At 37.2% G+C, this 17425-nt stretch carries 15 protein-coding genes, 1 other RNA gene and 2 riboswitches; of the genes, 3 read left to right on the top strand and 13 right to left on the bottom strand.

Annotated features, from left to right (window positions below; translation table 11 throughout):
• Nucleotides 1-14 precede the first annotated feature (14 nt).
• Genes ACI6MV_RS08670 through glgB form a run of 5 tightly spaced genes read right to left on the bottom strand, consistent with a single transcriptional unit; the run spans nucleotide 15 to nucleotide 7998 of the window.
• Complete coding sequence (locus ACI6MV_RS08670; RefSeq protein WP_407269884.1) at nucleotides 15-2423, bottom strand: glycogen/starch/alpha-glucan phosphorylase; 2409 nt, start codon at nucleotides 2421-2423, stop codon at nucleotides 15-17.
• 9 nt (nucleotides 2424-2432) lie between these two features.
• Nucleotides 2433-3875 (bottom strand): glycogen synthase GlgA, encoded by a 1443-nt coding sequence (gene glgA / locus ACI6MV_RS08665; protein ID WP_407269883.1) that lies wholly within the window; start codon nucleotides 3873-3875, stop codon nucleotides 2433-2435.
• Nucleotides 3875-4966, bottom strand: a complete 1092-nt coding sequence (gene glgD, locus ACI6MV_RS08660; RefSeq protein WP_407269882.1) for a glucose-1-phosphate adenylyltransferase subunit GlgD — start codon at nucleotides 4964-4966, stop codon at nucleotides 3875-3877. The genes glgA and glgD overlap by 1 nt, the downstream gene beginning before the upstream one ends.
• A gap of 33 nt (nucleotides 4967-4999) precedes the next feature.
• Nucleotides 5000-6118: a glucose-1-phosphate adenylyltransferase gene (locus ACI6MV_RS08655; RefSeq protein ID WP_407269920.1), complete on the bottom strand. Its 1119-nt coding sequence runs from the start codon at nucleotides 6116-6118 to the stop codon at nucleotides 5000-5002.
• A complete protein-coding gene (glgB, locus tag ACI6MV_RS08650; protein WP_407269919.1) occupies nucleotides 6097-7998 on the bottom strand; it encodes a 1,4-alpha-glucan branching protein GlgB in 1902 nt (633 codons plus the stop codon). Before glgB ends, ACI6MV_RS08655 begins: the two co-directional genes overlap by 22 nt.
• Nucleotides 7999-8245: 247 nt before the next feature.
• Nucleotides 8246-8430: riboswitch (Lysine riboswitch) on the top strand.
• 159 nt (nucleotides 8431-8589) lie between these two features.
• Here glgB and dapA point away from each other — a divergent pair.
• On the top strand, nucleotides 8590-9480 hold the full coding sequence (gene dapA / locus ACI6MV_RS08645; protein WP_407269881.1) for a 4-hydroxy-tetrahydrodipicolinate synthase: 891 nt from the start codon (nucleotides 8590-8592) through the stop codon (nucleotides 9478-9480).
• A gap of 88 nt (nucleotides 9481-9568) precedes the next feature.
• On the opposite strand, the gene ACI6MV_RS08640 is transcribed toward dapA, so the two are convergent.
• Together ACI6MV_RS08640 and ACI6MV_RS08635 are read right to left on the bottom strand one after the other, a co-directional pair.
• A complete protein-coding gene (locus tag ACI6MV_RS08640) occupies nucleotides 9569-9814 on the bottom strand; it encodes a sporulation protein (RefSeq protein WP_407269880.1) in 246 nt (81 codons plus the stop codon).
• An 82-nt stretch (nucleotides 9815-9896) separates the two neighbouring features.
• Entirely contained in the window at nucleotides 9897-11033 is a 1137-nt protein-coding gene (locus tag ACI6MV_RS08635; RefSeq protein WP_407269879.1) for a M20 family metallopeptidase, read from the bottom strand.
• A gap of 213 nt (nucleotides 11034-11246) precedes the next feature.
• On the opposite strand from ACI6MV_RS08635, the gene ACI6MV_RS08630 reads away from it, so the two are divergent.
• On the top strand, nucleotides 11247-11690 hold the full coding sequence (locus ACI6MV_RS08630; RefSeq protein WP_407269878.1) for a YaiI/YqxD family protein: 444 nt from the start codon (nucleotides 11247-11249) through the stop codon (nucleotides 11688-11690).
• Between the two features lie 40 nt (nucleotides 11691-11730).
• Here ACI6MV_RS08630 and ssrS read toward each other — a convergent pair.
• The 3 genes from ssrS to ACI6MV_RS08615 all read right to left on the bottom strand — a co-directional run bounded on the left by ssrS (nucleotide 11731) and on the right by ACI6MV_RS08615 (nucleotide 12592).
• Nucleotides 11731-11915, bottom strand: a non-coding RNA gene (ssrS, locus tag ACI6MV_RS08625) — 6S RNA.
• Between the two features lie 52 nt (nucleotides 11916-11967).
• A complete protein-coding gene (locus tag ACI6MV_RS08620) occupies nucleotides 11968-12426 on the bottom strand; it encodes a VanZ family protein (protein ID WP_407269877.1) in 459 nt (152 codons plus the stop codon).
• A gap of 34 nt (nucleotides 12427-12460) precedes the next feature.
• A complete protein-coding gene (locus ACI6MV_RS08615; protein WP_407269876.1) occupies nucleotides 12461-12592 on the bottom strand; it encodes a hypothetical protein in 132 nt (43 codons plus the stop codon).
• 197 nt (nucleotides 12593-12789) lie between these two features.
• Between ACI6MV_RS08615 and ACI6MV_RS08610 the strand changes: the two genes are divergently transcribed.
• Nucleotides 12790-13146 carry a hypothetical protein gene (locus tag ACI6MV_RS08610; RefSeq protein ID WP_407269875.1) on the top strand — a complete coding sequence of 119 codons (357 nt, stop codon included), beginning with the start codon at nucleotides 12790-12792 and terminating at the stop codon, nucleotides 13144-13146.
• Between the two features lie 54 nt (nucleotides 13147-13200).
• Here ACI6MV_RS08610 and ACI6MV_RS08605 read toward each other — a convergent pair whose 3' ends face one another.
• Genes ACI6MV_RS08605 through ACI6MV_RS08595 form a run of 3 tightly spaced genes read right to left on the bottom strand, consistent with a single transcriptional unit; the run spans nucleotide 13201 to nucleotide 17021 of the window.
• The gene (locus tag ACI6MV_RS08605) at nucleotides 13201-13644 is read right to left on the bottom strand and encodes a flavodoxin domain-containing protein (RefSeq protein ID WP_407269874.1); all 444 of its coding nucleotides are present in this window, start codon (nucleotides 13642-13644) and stop codon (nucleotides 13201-13203) included.
• Between the two features lie 6 nt (nucleotides 13645-13650).
• Nucleotides 13651-14700, bottom strand: a complete 1050-nt coding sequence (locus tag ACI6MV_RS08600) for a ribonucleotide-diphosphate reductase subunit beta (protein ID WP_407269873.1) — start codon at nucleotides 14698-14700, stop codon at nucleotides 13651-13653.
• Nucleotides 14701-14717: 17 nt separating this feature from the next.
• Nucleotides 14718-17021 (bottom strand): ribonucleoside-diphosphate reductase subunit alpha, encoded by a 2304-nt coding sequence (locus ACI6MV_RS08595; protein WP_407269872.1) that lies wholly within the window; start codon nucleotides 17019-17021, stop codon nucleotides 14718-14720.
• Between the two features lie 116 nt (nucleotides 17022-17137).
• Nucleotides 17138-17331, bottom strand: a riboswitch (cobalamin riboswitch).
• Nucleotides 17332-17425: the final 94 nt, after the last annotated feature.

Raw genomic sequence — 17425 nt, 5'->3', positions numbered from 1 at the left:
TTACGCTAAAGTTGCTAAATTTTCCATATGTCTTCCGTATATTCATTAATCGTTCGATCACTTGAAAAATAACCGGATTGAGCAATGTTTATGATTGATTTCCGCTGCCACTCTTGTTGGTTAGTATACGTATGTGCCACCTTATTTTGCGTTTCGACATAACAAGCAAAATCTTTTAACACAAAGTACTCGTCATGGTTTAACAGGCTATAGTAGATGGATTGGAAATCAGCTCTTTCTCTAGAAAACAATCCATACATTAGTTGATCCATAATATATTTCAAGCGGTTGTCTTCTTCATATACGTCCCTCACGTTATACTGTCCGTTCGCATAATAACGCAGTACTTCATCAGGCTTGAGACCAAATAGAAAGATGTTATCTTCTCCAATTTTTTCAGCCATTTCTATGTTAGCACCATCATGGGTTCCAATCGTTAATGCACCATTCATCATAAACTTCATGTTTCCTGTTCCAGATGCTTCTTTACTTGCTGTCGATATTTGCTCACTAACGTCTGCCGCTGGGATTATTTTTTCTGCAATAGATACACCGTAATTTTTTATAAAAATAACTTTTAGTTGATCATTAATCGATTTATCATGATTAATTACTTTTGCTAAAGCGTTAATCAACTTAATAATATTTTTTGCTAAATGATAGCTAGGCGCAGCTTTACCAGCAAAGATAAACGTTCGTGGAACACTGAGTGTCGTTGTGTTCTCTTTTAATCTATGATACAAATCAATAATATGAAATATATTTAATAGTTGGCGTTTATAAGCATGAATTCGTTTAACATGCACATCGAATAATGATGATGGGTCAACAGTAATTCCTGTTTCTTTTTGTATCCAAGAGGCTAATTTATGCTTGTTATGCTTTTTAACATCAGCTAGTAGATCTTGCAAACTATGATCATCTTTATAGGCCTTCAAGCTTCGAAGTTCATTTGGATTTGAAATCCACGAGGTGCCGATTGTTTCTGAGATTGATTCAGTAAGGCGCGGATTGGCCATTAAAAGCCACCGTCTATGGGATATGCCATTCGTCTTATTTGAAAACTTTTGTGGGAAGTAATTAGCAAAGTCTTTTAATAATTCTTTCTGCAAAATGTTGCTATGTAGCTTAGAAACACCATTCACATGGTGACTACCTACAACAGCTAAGTTGACCATTTTCACTTGATGATCAGCTACAATTGCCAGATTTCTAATTTTATCCCAATCGTCAGGATAGCGGATCCAGAGCTGTTTGCAAAAGCGTTCATTTATTTCTTCGGTTATTAAATAGATCCTTGGCAATAAAGATTGAAACAAATCGATCGACCATGTTTCTAAAGCTTCTGCTAAAATCGTATGATTCGTAAAGGAAATCGTGTTCGTGGTAATCTCCCACGCTTCCTCCCATCCAAGGTGCTCTTCATCCATTAATATACGCATCAGTTCAGGAATCGCGAGTACAGGGTGTGTATCATTCGTATGAATAGCAATGTATTCTGGCAAAGATTTCATGTCATCATGCAGCCGCTTAAATCGCGCCACAATACTTTGCAAGCTTGCCGAAACTAAAAAGTATTGTTGCTTTAATCGCAGTGCTTTTCCTTCTGGTGTAGAATCATCAGGATACAAGAATTCAGAAATTGCTTCTGTTCGGCGTTTATACTCCATCGCATGATGATATCCTTGTTTGGATAGCTCTGTAAGATTCATGTCTTTAACCATCGACTCAGCGTTCCATAACCTTAATGTATTGATTGTTGAATTTTGATAACCGACCATCGGCATATCATAGGCAACGGCTAGGACAGGTTCATAATCAACGTGCTCCACGATGATTTCACCAGCTTGTTCCGTTATGTTAACTTTACCGCCAAAACGAATTTGAAAAGATCGGTCTGATTTTCGAACTTCCCATGCATTTCCTTCCTGTAACCAATAGTCTGGGACTTCTACTTGATAGCCATCGACAATCTTTTGCTCGAATAGCCCATATTTGTATCTGATCCCACAACCATGACCAGCAAAGTTTAAAGAAGCTAAAGAATCCATAAAATCAGCTGCAAGCCGCCCAAGGCCACCATTTCCAAGGGCGGGATCAGACTCTTGTTCTTCTAATTCATGTATATCAATACCGAGCTCAGATAAGGCTTCACTACATAAACTATATTTTCCTACATACATTAAATTTTGCTTTAAAAGCTTGCCTAGCAGAAATTCCATCGACAAATAATATACTTGCTTTGCTCCATTTTCTTTATAATAGTCATTGGTTTCTACCCAGGTAGTACTAATATATTCTCTAACCATGGAACTAAGTGTATAATAGCGGTCTGATAGAGTCGACTGCTGCACACCTTTACCATGCATGGATACTAGGCGCTCAAGAAATGCCTGTTTAAAAGCTTCTTTGTTTGTGAACATGCTCGTCATTCACTCCTTAATTTTGCCAACAAGCTCTTGATATAGTTCGTCATACATGGTTGCTGATTTAGCCCAACCAACTGAACTGGACCGAGCATTCGTGTGGATCTGTGCCCACTTTACCTTATCGTGATAAAAGAGAAGCGCTCGTCTGATCGTAAATAACAAATCATGGGCATTATAGTTCTTAAATGTGAAGCCATTACCACTATTCAATTCTTCGTTAAATGAAAGAATGGTATCGTTCAACCCACCTGTTTCACGAACAATCGGAATCGTACCATAACGCAATGCAATGAGCTGGCTTAGCCCACACGGTTCAAATAAGGAAGGCATCAATAAGAAGTCTGAACCAGCATACAGGTTTCTTGACAACTCCTCATTATACGTTCGGTGTAAATGAAATTTTTCTGGGTACCGCTTAGCAAATTCATTTAGTGTATGCTCGTATTTATGCTCTCCAGTACCTAATACGACAAATTGTATATCCTCCTGCAATAACTCATCTAGCACATGGATGACTAAATCTAAGCCCTTTTGTTCCACTAGTCTACTTATGATCGTAATCATAGGGGCATCTGTTACAGGAAGGTATAATTGCTCTTGTACAGCTTTCTTATTTATTGCTTTCCCCTCTTGGTCATAATAACGTTTATATAAATACGGATCTGTAGTAGTGTCATATTCAAGTAATGATAGCCCATTTATAATGCCAGAAAGTTGATCTTTTCTCGTCCGAAGTAAACCATCTAATCCTTCACCAAAAAATGGTGTCTGAATTTCTTCTGCATACGTTGGGCTTACAGTTGTTATAGCATCGGCGTAGGCAATGCCACCTTTCAATAGATTGACCTTTCCATAATATTCAATTCCACCAGCATGAAACCAATCATGAGGTAATTCAATGATATCTCCTACTAGTTCGTTAGAAAAAATGCCTTGATATTTCAGATTATGGATTGTGAAAACTGTTTTCACTTTTTCGTAATAAGGTTGATTACCGTAGTGATTACGAATAAGCAGCGGAATTAAGGCAGTTTGCCAATCGTGTACATGGATAACATCTGGTTCCATAATTAATTTTGGCATCATTTCTAGGATAGCTTTACAAAAAAATATGAACCGTTCTGCTTCATCAATATCGTCAGAATATCCGTAGACACCTTCTCTTCCGAAGTAATAAAGATTATCTATAAAGTAATAATTAATTCCTGCATGCCTAAGTGCCTCAACTCCACAATACTGGTTACGCCATCCTAACTTGATTTCGTCTTTTACAACGGTATGCATCTGCTCTTGAAAGTGACTCGGGATAGATTTATATTTTGGTAGGAAAACTTGAACACGATGTCCTTCTGCTTGAAGTGCTTCGGGCAACGAACCAATCACATCAGCCAATCCACCTGTTTTGACGAAAGGAACGGATTCAGAAGCAATAAAGACTATGTTCATTAATCATCAACCTTAACGTGTGTATTCTTTTCTATTACATATGGACTATTATTCGTTGTAGTTAATGAAACATTACGATCAAGGATGACTTCCTTATCCAAAATAATGCCATCTATATATACGTTCTCATTAATTTCACAACGTTGCATGACGATACTATTTTTTACAACCGCACCTTTTTTCACATGCACACCTCTAAACACAATGCTATTCTCTACTTCCCCTTCAATGATGCAGCCATTAGCAATAAGTGAGTTTGTCACAACTGTATTTTCACCATATACGGTTGGTGGTTCATCTTTAAGCTTTGTGTAAATTTCATGTGGCGCATGTAGCATTTTCCTAGTACTTCTGTTATTTAACAGATCCATACTACTATCATAATAATCTTTCATTGTTGTTACTTTGGTAACATAACCGTCGTATTGATAACCTTGAACAACCCCACAAAGCGCTGTGTTTTTCAACAAATCTGTAAACTTACTATATTGATTTGCATAGTTCTCAACTAGGTGTATGAGAAGTGATTTTTTTATAATATATAAGTCCAATAACCCGTGTTTACTATTGTTTTCATCAGATATCGTCATCTGTTTTTCGTCGATATGGATATCCATGTATGTTTTATCGTCCAACTGTTTCGTTTTGTAAAGGACTGTGATATCAGCATCAGAATGGATATGATCGTTAAGAATAGGCTGAAAATCAATGTTTACAATTAAACAAGAGAAAGATAAAAGTACATGCTGTTGTTTGGATTTTTTTAAATACTCTAGTTGCTGGTGGAGAACAGCTAAGTCCCCTTGGTCAGCTTCATATTTTGTAGCTAAAGGAATGACGAATAAACCATCCTGTCTTCGATCAAGGTCCCAGTCACGACCATCTCCGAGATGATCCATGAGTGAGCGATAATGCGTAGATGTAAGTATGCTAACATTGGTAATAGAAGAATGAACCATGCTTGATAATATAAAATCAATCATACGATATCTGCTCCCGAAAGGAATGGAGGCCTGACAACGGTTGTTTGTCAAAGGCCGTAAAGCTTGGTTGTTATGTGGTAAAACAATGATTGCTAGTACGTCGTTCATTATTGGTATCCCCTTTCTGGCCATGTTAGATGTCTAGATTGGGTGTATAAGGTCAATTGATCCTTCTATTTGTCCAACTGTTGCACCATCAGGAATGATCGTTCCTTCAGCAATAATAGTGCGGTTAATTGAAACATTTTTCCCAACTTTCACATCGGGCATAAGGACTGAATCAGTAATGTTTGCCCCTTCTTTCACCTCAACACCATAAAAAAGTACAGAGTTACTAATTTTGCCGTTCACGATACATCCTTCATTTATTAACGAGTTCGAAATTTGTGCATCAGATCCAATGTGATGTGGTGGTATATTTTGCGTGCGTGAACGAATTCGCCAATTGCGGTCATTTAAGTTCAGCCTGCAATTTTTATCTAACATATCAAGATTTGCTTGCCACAGACTTTCAATTGTTCCAACATCTTTCCAATAGCCTTCAAATGGATAAGCATACAAGGGCAGATTATCTTGTAACATAGCCGGAATAATATCTTTACCAAAATCATGGTCTGATTTTTCGATATGTTCATCGTCTAATAAATATTTTTTTAAGAGTTTCCAGTTAAAGATATACACACCCATCGATGCCAGATTGCTCTGTGGCTGTGGAGGTTTCTCTTCAAAATTATCAATTCGTGAATCTTCATCAGTCTTAATGATCCCGAAACGACTTGCTTCTTCAGGGGGTACTTCAATGACAGATATGGTTGCTGCAGCTTTATTATTTAAGTGAAAGGTTAATAACTTCTGGTAATCCATCGTATAAATATGATCGCCGGAAATAACTAATACATGCTCTGGTTGATAAGCCTCGATAAATGATATGTTTTCATATAATGCATTAGCTGTTCCTTTGTACCATCTACCACCCTCTTTTTGCACATAAGGAGGTAGTATTGTTAAGCCACCCTGTTTCCGATTTAGATCCCAGGCTTCGCCAACACCTAAATATGAATTTAGTAATAATGGTTGATATTGTGTTAATACACCAACAGTGTCAATACCCGAATTAGCACAATTACTAAGTGTAAAATCGATAATTCGGTATTTACCTGCAAATGGAATGGCAGGCTTTGCAATCCATTTTGTTAATTGACCAAGCCGCTTTCCTTCGCCACCTGCTAATAACATCGCTACGATTTGTTTTCTTGGAATGGCAATTCACCTCTTTCACTTTCTTTAAATATTGTTATGGCTAGTGGAGGTATATTGATTTTGATGCTATAACGTTGCTGGTGCCATTCTATTTGTTCAGAAGCTACAGCATCGTGATTTAGTACACCAGATCCACCATAGTGATGATGATCACTATTAAAAATCTCCTTATAGACATTGGACGTTGGAATTCCAATCCGATAGTTCGTGTACGTCATCGGTGTGAAGTTACAGACGACCATCACTTCGCTATCCGCTGAAAAACGTCTAAATATAAGAATGCTTTGGTCGGAATTGTCCGCTTCTATCCAGGAGAAACCATCAGGTTTGAAGTCTAACTCATGTAAACTTGCTTCTCGTTTATATATATGATTTAAATCGCGTATATAGCATTGAAAATTTTTATGCATGTCATAATCTAGTAAACTCCAATCAAGTTGCTCCTCATCCTTCCACTCATCAAACTGAGCTAGCTCTGCTCCCATAAACAGTGTCTTTTTACCTGGGTGTGTCATCATGTACCCTAGTAGTACACGTAAATTAGCAAATTTTTGCCAATAGTCCCCCGGCATTTTCCGTAACAATGATTTTTTTCCATGCACGACTTCATCATGGGATAGCGCCAACACATAATTTTCACTAAATGCATAGAAGAACGAAAAAGTTAACAAGTGATGATGATATTTTCTGTAAAGTGGATCTAGTTCCATATACCGGAGAACATCATTCATCCAACCCATATTCCATTTTAAATTAAATCCGAGACCATCTTGAAATGTAGGAGCGGTTACGAGCGGCCATGCTGTCGACTCTTCCGCGATCATGAGGGTATTGGGATAATTTTGGAAAACTGTCTCATTTAGTTTTCTTAAGAAAGAAATTGCTTCTATATTTTCCCTGCCACCATATTGATTAAGTGTCCATTCACCGTCTTTTTTACCGAAATCCCGGTAGAGCATACTAGACACCGCGTCGACTCGGAATCCATCTATGTGAAATAAATCGAGCCAAAATAAAGCATTGGAGATAAGAAAACTGATAACCTCATTTTTACCTAGGTCGAAATAAAGGGATCCCCACTCCGATTCCGCTCGTCTAGCATCTTCATATTCGTAAACTGATGTACCATCAAATTGTCTGAGACCATGTGCATCTTTTGTAAAATGGCTCGGAACCCAATCGAGAATCACTCCAATATTTTTTTGATGGCATTGATTAACAAAATACATAAAATCTTTAGGTGTACCAAATCTACTATTTGCGGAAAAAAATCCTGTAATTTGGTATCCCCAAGAACGATCGTAAGGATGCTCCATAATTGGTAAAATTTCAATATGTGTATAGCCGAGATCGACAACATAATCTATCAAATCTGCTGCCAGCTCTCGATAAGTTAGCGACTGACCATTGTTCTTTTTCCAGGAGCCGAGGTGAAGCTCGTAAACATTTAAGGGCTGATCGTATACAGAATTTGATTCCTTTTCCTTTATCCAACTAGCATCATCCCATGAAAAATCATCCAAATCATAAACAATAGAAGCAGTTTGCGGTCTTATTTCAGAATAAAATGCAAAAGGGTCGGCTCGAAGATAGGATGTATTATTTGCATCAAATATTTGATATTTGTATACTTCTCTTTCCGTAATTCCTGGAATGAATAAATTCCATATTCCTTGAAAAGAAACTTTTTTCATTTCGTGAGATGTGCCTGTCCAGTTATTAAAATTACCTACAACACAAACACGATCTGCGTTTGGGGCCCATACAGTAAAGCGAACACCAGATTGTTGCTCATCATTAATTAGATGTGCACCGAACATTTGATAGCTTTTAAATAGATTTCCTTCATGATACAAAAATAGCTCAAAGTCACTGGGAATAATGGTAGGAATTTTGGTTGCCCCCCTTCATTAGAATCATCACTAATATTTATGCTGAAACTAGGAAAAAATGATTAGTTTTACAAATCATTCTATTTTTTTGGGTGATTATTTTGATTTTCAATAGATTGGGCAGAATTACTTACTTATCTTTTTGAACTTTTTCCTCAACTTGCATTGCATGGGTAGATTATGTCTGTTATAGTGTAGGTACAATTACATTTGCTTTACTTCAATATAATTTTGAAGTGAGGATAGAGGTGCAAAGACCATGAATAGGTATCAATGAGGAGAATGAGCTCCATTGATTGATACTGAAAGGGGGATTTGCCGAAGTGGGTAGAAACTCATGATTCTACTACACTGGTTCTGTGTTAAATAAACACAGTGCTGTCATATAGTGATATCGCTATATGGAGGGCTATCTCACGCATCATAATAGAGATTCTAATGATGCAACAGCGATAGCTTCGCTGTTGTTTTTTGCTTCTTAAAGAAAACTTCGTTGTGATGAGATAGCCTCTATTCATAAGATGTCGTTATGGTTTTTAGTCTGAATGTGTGTAAAAACTATGAATAGAGGTGGTTGAAATGAACTTTGGTCGAGTATTAACTGCTATGGTCACTCCTTTTGACCTTGATGGCAACATTGATTATGGCAAAACTGAAATACTGATTAATCATTTACTAGCAAATGGTACGGATGGACTAGTAGTTAACGGTACTACAGGTGAGTCCCCTACGCTATCGAAGGAAGAAAAGCTTAATTTTATCAAATTTGTCGTAAAAACAGTGAAACACCGCGTGCCGGTAATCGCTGGTACTGGAACAAACGACACACGAGCATCAATAGAAATGACAAAACAAGCAGAACTTATTGGGGTTGATGGTGCAATGCTTGTGACCCCTTATTACAATAAACCGTCACAAGAAGGTATGTATCAGCACTTTAAAGCAATTGCGGAGTCAACAAGTCTACCAGTTATGCTTTATAACATTCCTGGCCGAAGTGCTGTTGGTATGACACCTGAAACTGTTATTCGTCTTGCAGATGTGTCTAATATTGTTTCAATCAAAGAAGCAAGTGCTAATCTTGATGCAATGACTGAAATTATTCGAGAAACAGACGATTCATTTACTTTATACAGTGGAGACGATGGATTGACCCTACCCGTTTTAGCAATCGGTGGCCATGGAGTCGTGTCTGTTGCATCACATATTATCGGAAACGATATGCAAGAAATGGTACGTAGTTATTTAAGAGGGGAAGTTCAGGAAGCAGCTGCCATTCATCAAACGATTTTACCTGTCGTTAAGGCATTATTTATGGCACCTAATCCGGTAGCGGTTAAAGAAGCACTAGCATTAACTAGTGTAAACGTAGGTTCTGTCCGCTTACCATTGATTCCGTTAAGTAAGGAAGAGAAACAAGTACTAGAACATACACTGCGTTATTGTGTGAAGAATTATTATGTAAGCTAATGGAAGCCTGAGCATTTATTGCTCAGGCTTTTCCTTTATGTGTTCAAGCTTAGGTGTCCTCCTGCGCCGAGATGCTGCGCTTTTGTTCTTAATACAATAGTTCATATACTTCATGAAGCTGATAGCCACGTTCATGGTCGCCAGATTCATTGGCATGGTGCATTTCTTTCGTCAATATTTGTTCAAGCATATGCATCTGTTCTTGATTAAGATTATTTACAAAATCTTCTTCTGAAGAATATGAGCCAATCCATTGATCTAAATCTTTTATCGAGCTATTTTCTGAGACATAATTAGACAATACTTCATGTAAGTAGGCTAATGACTGGTCCATTTAAAAAACATCCCTTCCATTTATAGTTGAATCTTTAATGGATAGGATGTTTTTATTTGTTAAGTTTATACATCATAGCTAATTAACGTTCTGCAAGTCTCTGAATAATCGATGCTAACAACAAGGTACGAGGTACTAAGGATGAAATCTCCAAATATTCTTTATCACTATGCGGATATCCACCAACAGGGCCAAGCCCATCTATTGTTGCAATTCCTAATGCAGCAGTAAAAGCGGCATCAGATCCACCACCGGTTGCTGTATCATCTATATCAATGCCGATTGAGTCGCCAACTTCTTCAATAATGTGTAGTAATTGTTCTGTCTTATTTGTTTTTTCCATTGGTGGTCGGTTAATTTCACCTTCAATTGTAACTTTTGTTCCCGACACATCTGTTGTTGTACAAATTTTCTCAAGAACCTCTTCCATCAGTTCTACTTGATCGATTTCTCTAATTCGAACATCGATTTGCGCTACGGCATGATCTGAAATTGTGTTCACTGATGATCCACCTTCTATGAGACCCACGTTCACACTTATTCCTTTTTTTATATCATTGAGCTGGTGTAATTGAATGATTTTGTGTGCTAGTGCTTCAATCGCACTTCTTCCTTTTTCGGGTTCAATACCAGAGTGTGCTGCCCGCCCTTCCACATGAAGTGTAAAGTTTCCCTTCCCTCGTCGGGATGATACCAACTTTCCATTTCTCCGGGCTGGCTCCATGACTAATGCATAACGTTTACCGATTGCTAGCTTTTCAATTAGTGGTCGAGAAGTTATTGATCCGATTTCTTCATCACTATTTAGCACAATTTGGATATCTTTATAGCCTTCATGGCCAGCTACCATCAATGCTTTTATTGCATAATAAAGTGTAACCAAGCTAGCTTTCATGTCGATTACACCTGGACCATAGGCATGATCGTCTTTATAATGAAAGGATCGCTCTTCTACTGTTCCTTCTGGGAAGACTGTATCCATATGAGCAAGAATGATAATTTTTGGATTATTAGCATTTTTATGCTGTATCACTAAGTGATTACCATATTCTTGTTGCTGTATCACGTTAACTTCAAAGCCCAGTTCTTGATAGTACTTTGACAATATATTCCCTACTTCGTCTACTCCTTGTTTAACATAAGATCCACTATCGATATTCACCAATCGCTCAATCAATGTAAGGATTTGCTGAATATTTTTTTCTAAATACCGTTCCATTGTGTTTTCCCCTGTCTGTTGTTGACTAAGTCAATTTCAGCCACTTTACACCGTGGTATTGCAATGACATAGAATTATAATTATGAAATTGTTTAGACTACCTTTCTTTTTATATTTTACCTAGCTAATACGGTAAATACCAGTAGAAGTTATTTAATTTCGTAACAATATGTAGTAAGGTTAAAAGAAAGACGAAAGATATAAGGTGATATTATGAAAATTTATGTTGATGCAGATGCTTGTCCGGTCAAAGATATTATTATAGAAGAATCAAGCAAAATAGAGATCCCAGTTACGCTAGTAAAAAGTTATTCCCATTTCTCCACCGCGGAAGATCCACTAGGTGTTACATCAATTTATGTTGATCCTGGTGCGGATGCTGCAGATTATCGAATCATGCGTTTGGCACAACAAAACGATCTTGTCATTACACAAGACTATGGACTCGCTTCACTGGCAATTGCAAAAGGTTGTACCGTCCTTCATCATAAAGGTTTTATGTATACAGATCAAAATATTGATCAGTTATTAGAAACACGTTACGCACATGCTAAAGCAAGACGAAGTGGAAAAAAAACCAAAGGTCCAAAAGCATTTACAAATGAAGACCGTGAAAAATTCCGTCATTTATTAGTTAAAGTAATTCAACAAAATTAAAAAAACCAGCTCACAAAAGAACTGGTTAAAATGATCGAAATTGAGAGCCACAATTGCCGTACTAGAGTGAAGAAAGTTTTAAACCACCACTCCTCTAAGTGGGTGTTTGCAGAAGCATGTTTGTCTTCCACACCATGGAGGCATGACATCCGTACTTCAATGTAAAACTCCCTTTTTCAGTATAAAGGTTAAAACTTACTATCAATACGAACAACGTAGCTTGTATTTATATAATATACAAAAGCGAGCTAATAAGCAATGGTATTTTTGACCAAATCTATTTCTTGCCCGTATATATTTTATATCCTACGGTAAATGTTAAATATCCAACCACTGCTCCTGTAGTATTTAAAATCATGTCATCGACATCAAATGCACCAAGACGGAAAAGGAATTGTAAGCATTCTACTAAAAAAGAAAACGTAAAGGCAATCCCAGTCATACTAAATACGTTTCTCAGCCTTTTTATGAGAACCGGAAGCAACAATCCCATTGGATAAAAAGCTAACATATTACCGAAAAAGTTATCAGTCATAAGTCGAAAGGAAAATCCATTGAAATTATCCAGGTATCTAGAAATCGATTGAAATGGAATAATGTTATAAGCAACAATTCCTTGAACACTGTTCCGATACTGTGAAAAAAACAACAAATAAGCTAGTACCATTACATAGCCTATAAACGCGAGCAAGATTATAATTTTAAGTGATTTTTTAATATGTTTATTCAATTGCACGTAAAGCCTCTTTTCTCGTCCGTACTATACCCTACTACTCAACAATCGTTGCGATTCCGCTTGCGTGCCAGCGTTTAGCGGTATCTTCATTAACTTCATATATTTTTCCTTCTCTTAGTAGTTCGTTGTTATATGCTGTTTGTACATTCATTTTTACTTTCACCATCGTTTTTTTAATCCCTTTCTGATCTGTAATCTATTTCACTCTTTATTTATCATAACATTTTCTTTTAAAAATTAAGAATATAATCATCAAATAAGTAAAACTGGGTATGTGTCCCTTTCAACAGCGGGCTTTGGGCATAAGCTAAATAGGCATAAACCTTTAGATTAATTTCTTAAATGGGGAGAGGAGAAACTTATATGTATCCAAATTATCATCACACAGGTATGCCACCTGTTCAACATCAGCAACAGATGCACGATCAAAGATTTGGAATCGGCCCTGTGGGTGCAGGCTTACTAGGATTTGGTTTAGGTTATTTCGGAGGAGAACTCATTAATGGTCCTGGCTACGGTCCAGGTTTTGGTGGCCCCGGATATGGTCCTGGTTTTGGCGGTCCTGGTTTTGGTGGCCCAGGATTTGGTCCTGGTTTTGGTCCAGGCTTCGGTCCAGGCTTTGGTGGCCCAGGATTTGGTCCAGGTTTCGGTCCGGGCTTTGGCGGCCCAGGGCATGGAGCTGGCTTCGGTCCAGGCTTTGGTGGCCCAGGTCCATTTTAATTTAGTTAAAACAAAATACGTACCGCTCTCTTATCAAAGAGCGGTACGTATATATCATTTGTTTTGATAGGCCGAATTCATGAGACGTTGACTAAATAATTTGCATTTTTCAAAATCCTCATGCTGTGGAGACAATTCTACTCTTAATGTGACTGCCAGCTTCGTATGCACATAAAGCATATCTCTAAAACTGTCTACAGCACCACAAAAATAAGGATAAAAGCTGTCACCTGTTCCGAATACTCCGGTAATTAAGTGACTAACATCTTTATCTTCAAATGCTTCAAATAACTCTTCCATTTCTATTGGAATTTGTCCGTTCTCCCACGAATAAGTGCCAACAGCTACAACATCATACGTAGGTAATTGTTTCGTATCGAATGCTTCAATTGGAAATAAATCGATTGAACCATATTCATGCTTACAGAAACGATAGATGCACTGTACTAATTCTTCTGTGTTTCCGGTGATCGATGTATAAATGATCGCTGTTTTCATGTTTTCCTACAACTCGTCAAAACCATTCGATGAAGATACTTTTGTATAAGTGCGTGATTTTTGTTCAAAGAAGTCTGATTTTGTTTCATTTAGCATGTCATCACTGAATACGTGTATCCATTGCATCGGATTTGTTCTTTCTGGATAAAGGTTATCTAAACCAACCTGACGCAACCGTTTATTTGCTAGATATTCTACGTAAAAGTGGAATTCTTCCTGATCTATTCCATTAATATCCTTTAAAATATAATCGGCCCACTCTTTTTCCAATTTTACTGCACGGTCCATCGTTTCATAGATAAATTGAATATTTGCGTCTGTATTAAGCTCAGGATTTTCAGTTAAAAGTATTCTTACAAATTGCGAAACAAAATAAGCATGCTGCATCTCATCACGTTGTATATAACTAATCATCGTACTCGTTTTCAGCATTTTTTGTTGTCTTGCAAGATGATAGAAAAAGGCAAACCCAGCATAAAAATATATGCCTTCTAAGTTAATTGAATTAATTGCCAGTTCGAATAAATGTTGTGGTGTTGGCTTATTATGAAATTTATCATAACTGTCTAAAATTAATTGATTTCTCTTTCGTACGATTGGGTCATCTTTTGCTTGATCAAAACGTATGTTTTGTTCTTTTAAAGGAATTAGAGAACTCAGTATATACGAATACGATTCATTGTGCACCGCTTCTTGTTGTGCAATAACAGCAAATATAGCTTTAAAGCTAGAATCGGTTACATAATCCATAACTTGATACATGGTTGGTGTTTGTAAGCTATCTAAGGATGCCAATTGCGTGTTGATACGCAAGAATACATCACGTTCAGTTTCCGTTAGGAACTCCCATTGCTTAATGTCATCCTGCATATTGATTTCTTGAGCTTTCCAAAAATTTGATAAAAGCGTTTGGTAGTAATCATACATTTGTGGATAAGCTATATCATTCCAGTTGAGTAACCCAGAATTTTCGCCATTAATGATACCTGTTGATTTGTTTGGATATGTCGGATTTAGCAGTTTAATTTTAGATAACTGCTCGTTTGGCTGTGACATTGAATTACCTCCTGTTTTTAACTATGACACGCTTCACACTCTGCAATTTCTGCTTGAGAGGTACTTCTCACATAATAAGTTGTCTTAAGTCGGTTTCGCCAAGCTTCCATATGCAGGCGTAACAGGTCTTTTGCTTTAATGTCATGTCGAACATAGAAATTAAAGCTAATCGACTGATCAATATGCTTTTGGCGTGCTGCATTTTGCTTAATACTCCATACTTGGTCAAGCTCATGCCGTGCTCTCCGGTAATAGTCATAAGTTATATGATTTAAATCTGGCGCGGTTACTTTAAATTTAAAGTTTTTCTTTTCTTCCGCATATTCAACCGCATAGATTGGATCAATTCCATCCGTCGAACCACCGATTTTGGCTGTTGAGGAATTTGGAGCAACGGCCATTAACCAACCATTACGAATACCATGAGTTTGAACATCTTGTTGTAATTGCTGCCAACGCGGTTCCGTGTAGTTTCTTCTTTCAAAATACTTTCCTGTATGCCATTCAGAGCCATGATATTGGCTAAAAGCTCCCTTTTCTTTAGCTATATTCATGCTAGCGCGAATCGTATAGTAGGCAATATCTTCGTACAGCTGATCAGCATAGGTAACAGCTTCTTCGGATTCCCAGAACAATTTTTCCACTGCTAGTAGATGATGCCAACCAAACGTACCTAAGCCAACGGCACGATATTTTTTATTGGTCATTTCCGCTTGACCAACGGAAATTGTATTCAAATCAATCACATTGTCGAGCATACGTACTTGAATATGAATCAAACGTTCTAAAACATCCGCTTGTACAGCACTTGGTAAGTTGATACTAGACAGATTACAAACTACAAAATCACCTGGTTTACGAACAATTACAATGTTACCATCTTCGTCTTGATATTCTTTTACAATGTTCGTTGCAGACATGTTTTGAGCAATTTCTGTGCATAAATTACTACAATAAATTGATGTTCTACCAACACCGTTTATATGTTTGTTTGGATTTTGACGGTTTACTTCGTCACGATAAAACATATATGGAGTTCCGGTTTCCAATTGAGCAATCATAATTCGCGCCATAATATCCATTGCCCGATAAGATTTTCGTGGTAACAATGGATGGCTAACAGCTTGATTATATTTTTCGGAAAAATATTTCGCATCTTCTTCATCATAAAAATCCTCAAGTCCAAGTGGGTTACCGTTTTGGTCTTTCCATCCCATTATTTGTTTCACTTGATGTGGGCAAAAAGTGTGCCATTCACCAATGCTTTTACCATCTTCATCGATTTGTTCTAGTTTTTCCATGAACAAATCTGGAATCGATACACCAGTAAACACATCGTGCGCTTTACGGCGTTCATCCCCATTGTTAGTTTTTAAATCTAGGAATCCATTCATAATATCTTTGTGGAATACATCTAAAAAAATAGCAACTGCCCCTTGACGCTGACCTAATTGATCGACACTGACCGCTGTATCATTCAGCAATCTTATCCATGGTACAACACCAGAGGAATTGCCTTTGAATTTTTTGATATCGGAACCTAGAGCTCTCACTTTTCCATAATAAATGCCAATCCCGCCGCCGTCCTTACTAAGGCGAGCGATATCCCAATTGTTTAAGTAGATGCCGTCTAAAGAATCGTCAACTGTATCGATAAAGCAGGAAGATAGTTGTCCATAGCTTTTGCCGGCATTTGATAATGTTGGCGTTGCTACTGTCATATGTAAATTACTAAGTGCCCAGTATGCTTCTTCTATAAGCTCCAACCTTACAGAAGGGGCTTCATTTTGCATAATTGTCATCGCAATGACCATAAAACGCTCCTGTGGTAATTCATAAACATTTCGCTCATGGTCTCTTGCTATATATCTGTCCGCAAATAAAAACAAGCCAATATAATTAAATAGTTTGTCTTTCTGTGGGTCAATCGCTTGAGCTAAAGCATTAATTTCCTGCTCGGAATAGTGATCTAATAGATTAGTAGAATAAATACCTTTATCCGTTAATGTTTCAATTAACTCGTAAAAATTTCCGTATAATTGCGTACTGTCATATTTTCTGTTACGGGCAGCCTCCTGATACAACTGACGCAAATAGAAACGCGCAGAAGCATATGTCCAATCGGGCTGATCCATCGCAATATTATTTAAAGCATAAAACAACGCTTCTTGATTGGCTTGTTGCTCTCCATTTGATAATTCAGAAATGCGTTGTTTAATTTCAGTAATATTAAGATTATACTGGTTGGAAACTTCTTCTAATTCCTCTAATACTGCATGGATTTCTGATTTCAATTGTGTTGTCACTAAAAAACCTCCCATAAAATAATAAAAACCGCTCAAATTAGCGAGCGGAAGAAACGATAACACAAAAAATCAGAAACAATGTTCTTAATTTTTTGAAGCCATCGTTTCATCATCCCAATCCCCGAGAATTTTGAAACTTGAAAGTTAAGACAGGTTTCCTGACTTATGATCAACCTACTAAAAGCCCTTCCCATACTTTCCGTAATTTTTACGGGTAAGCATCAGTGGTATGCTCTGTTCGTCTCACTTACAGTTGCGGGGGCAGTTCTGGCGTGTACCAGATTCCCTTTACGCCCAAATAGGCATCTTAACTTCCGGCGGTACAATATGTGGTTTTGAGTTTGTGAAATAAAAACTATATATAGTATATTATAGCAATTGTTGCTATAATTCAACAAAATTTAAAAAATTTTATCTTT

The organism is Radiobacillus sp. PE A8.2, from assembly GCF_045635475.1.
In the GTDB taxonomy this organism is placed as follows: Bacteria; Bacillota; Bacilli; order Bacillales; family Amphibacillaceae; genus JBJGXI01.
This window is presented reverse-complemented; position numbering and strand designations above follow the sequence as displayed.

Excerpts from the sequence above, each read along its gene's own strand:
- ACI6MV_RS08670 (WP_407269884.1), bottom strand. The coding sequence starts at position 2,423 with ATGTTCACAAACAAAGAAGCTTTTAAACAGGCATTTCTTGAGCGCCTA.
- ACI6MV_RS08615 (WP_407269876.1), bottom strand. The coding sequence starts at position 12,592 with ATGGTGAAAGTAAAAATGAATGTACAAACAGCATATAACAACGAACTA.
- ACI6MV_RS08600 (WP_407269873.1), bottom strand. The coding sequence starts at position 14,700 with ATGTCACAGCCAAACGAGCAGTTATCTAAAATTAAACTGCTAAATCCG.
- ACI6MV_RS08605 (WP_407269874.1), bottom strand. The coding sequence starts at position 13,644 with ATGAAAACAGCGATCATTTATACATCGATCACCGGAAACACAGAAGAA.
- ACI6MV_RS08630 (WP_407269878.1), top strand. The coding sequence starts at position 11,247 with ATGAAAATTTATGTTGATGCAGATGCTTGTCCGGTCAAAGATATTATT.
- ACI6MV_RS08640 (WP_407269880.1), bottom strand. The coding sequence starts at position 9,814 with ATGGACCAGTCATTAGCCTACTTACATGAAGTATTGTCTAATTATGTC.
- glgD (WP_407269882.1), bottom strand. The coding sequence starts at position 4,966 with ATGAACGACGTACTAGCAATCATTGTTTTACCACATAACAACCAAGCT.
- ACI6MV_RS08595 (WP_407269872.1), bottom strand. The coding sequence starts at position 17,021 with ATGGGAGGTTTTTTAGTGACAACACAATTGAAATCAGAAATCCATGCA.
- ACI6MV_RS08610 (WP_407269875.1), top strand. The coding sequence starts at position 12,790 with ATGTATCCAAATTATCATCACACAGGTATGCCACCTGTTCAACATCAG.
- glgA (WP_407269883.1), bottom strand. The coding sequence starts at position 3,875 with ATGAACATAGTCTTTATTGCTTCTGAATCCGTTCCTTTCGTCAAAACA.
- dapA (WP_407269881.1), top strand. The coding sequence starts at position 8,590 with ATGAACTTTGGTCGAGTATTAACTGCTATGGTCACTCCTTTTGACCTT.
- ACI6MV_RS08635 (WP_407269879.1), bottom strand. The coding sequence starts at position 11,033 with ATGGAACGGTATTTAGAAAAAAATATTCAGCAAATCCTTACATTGATT.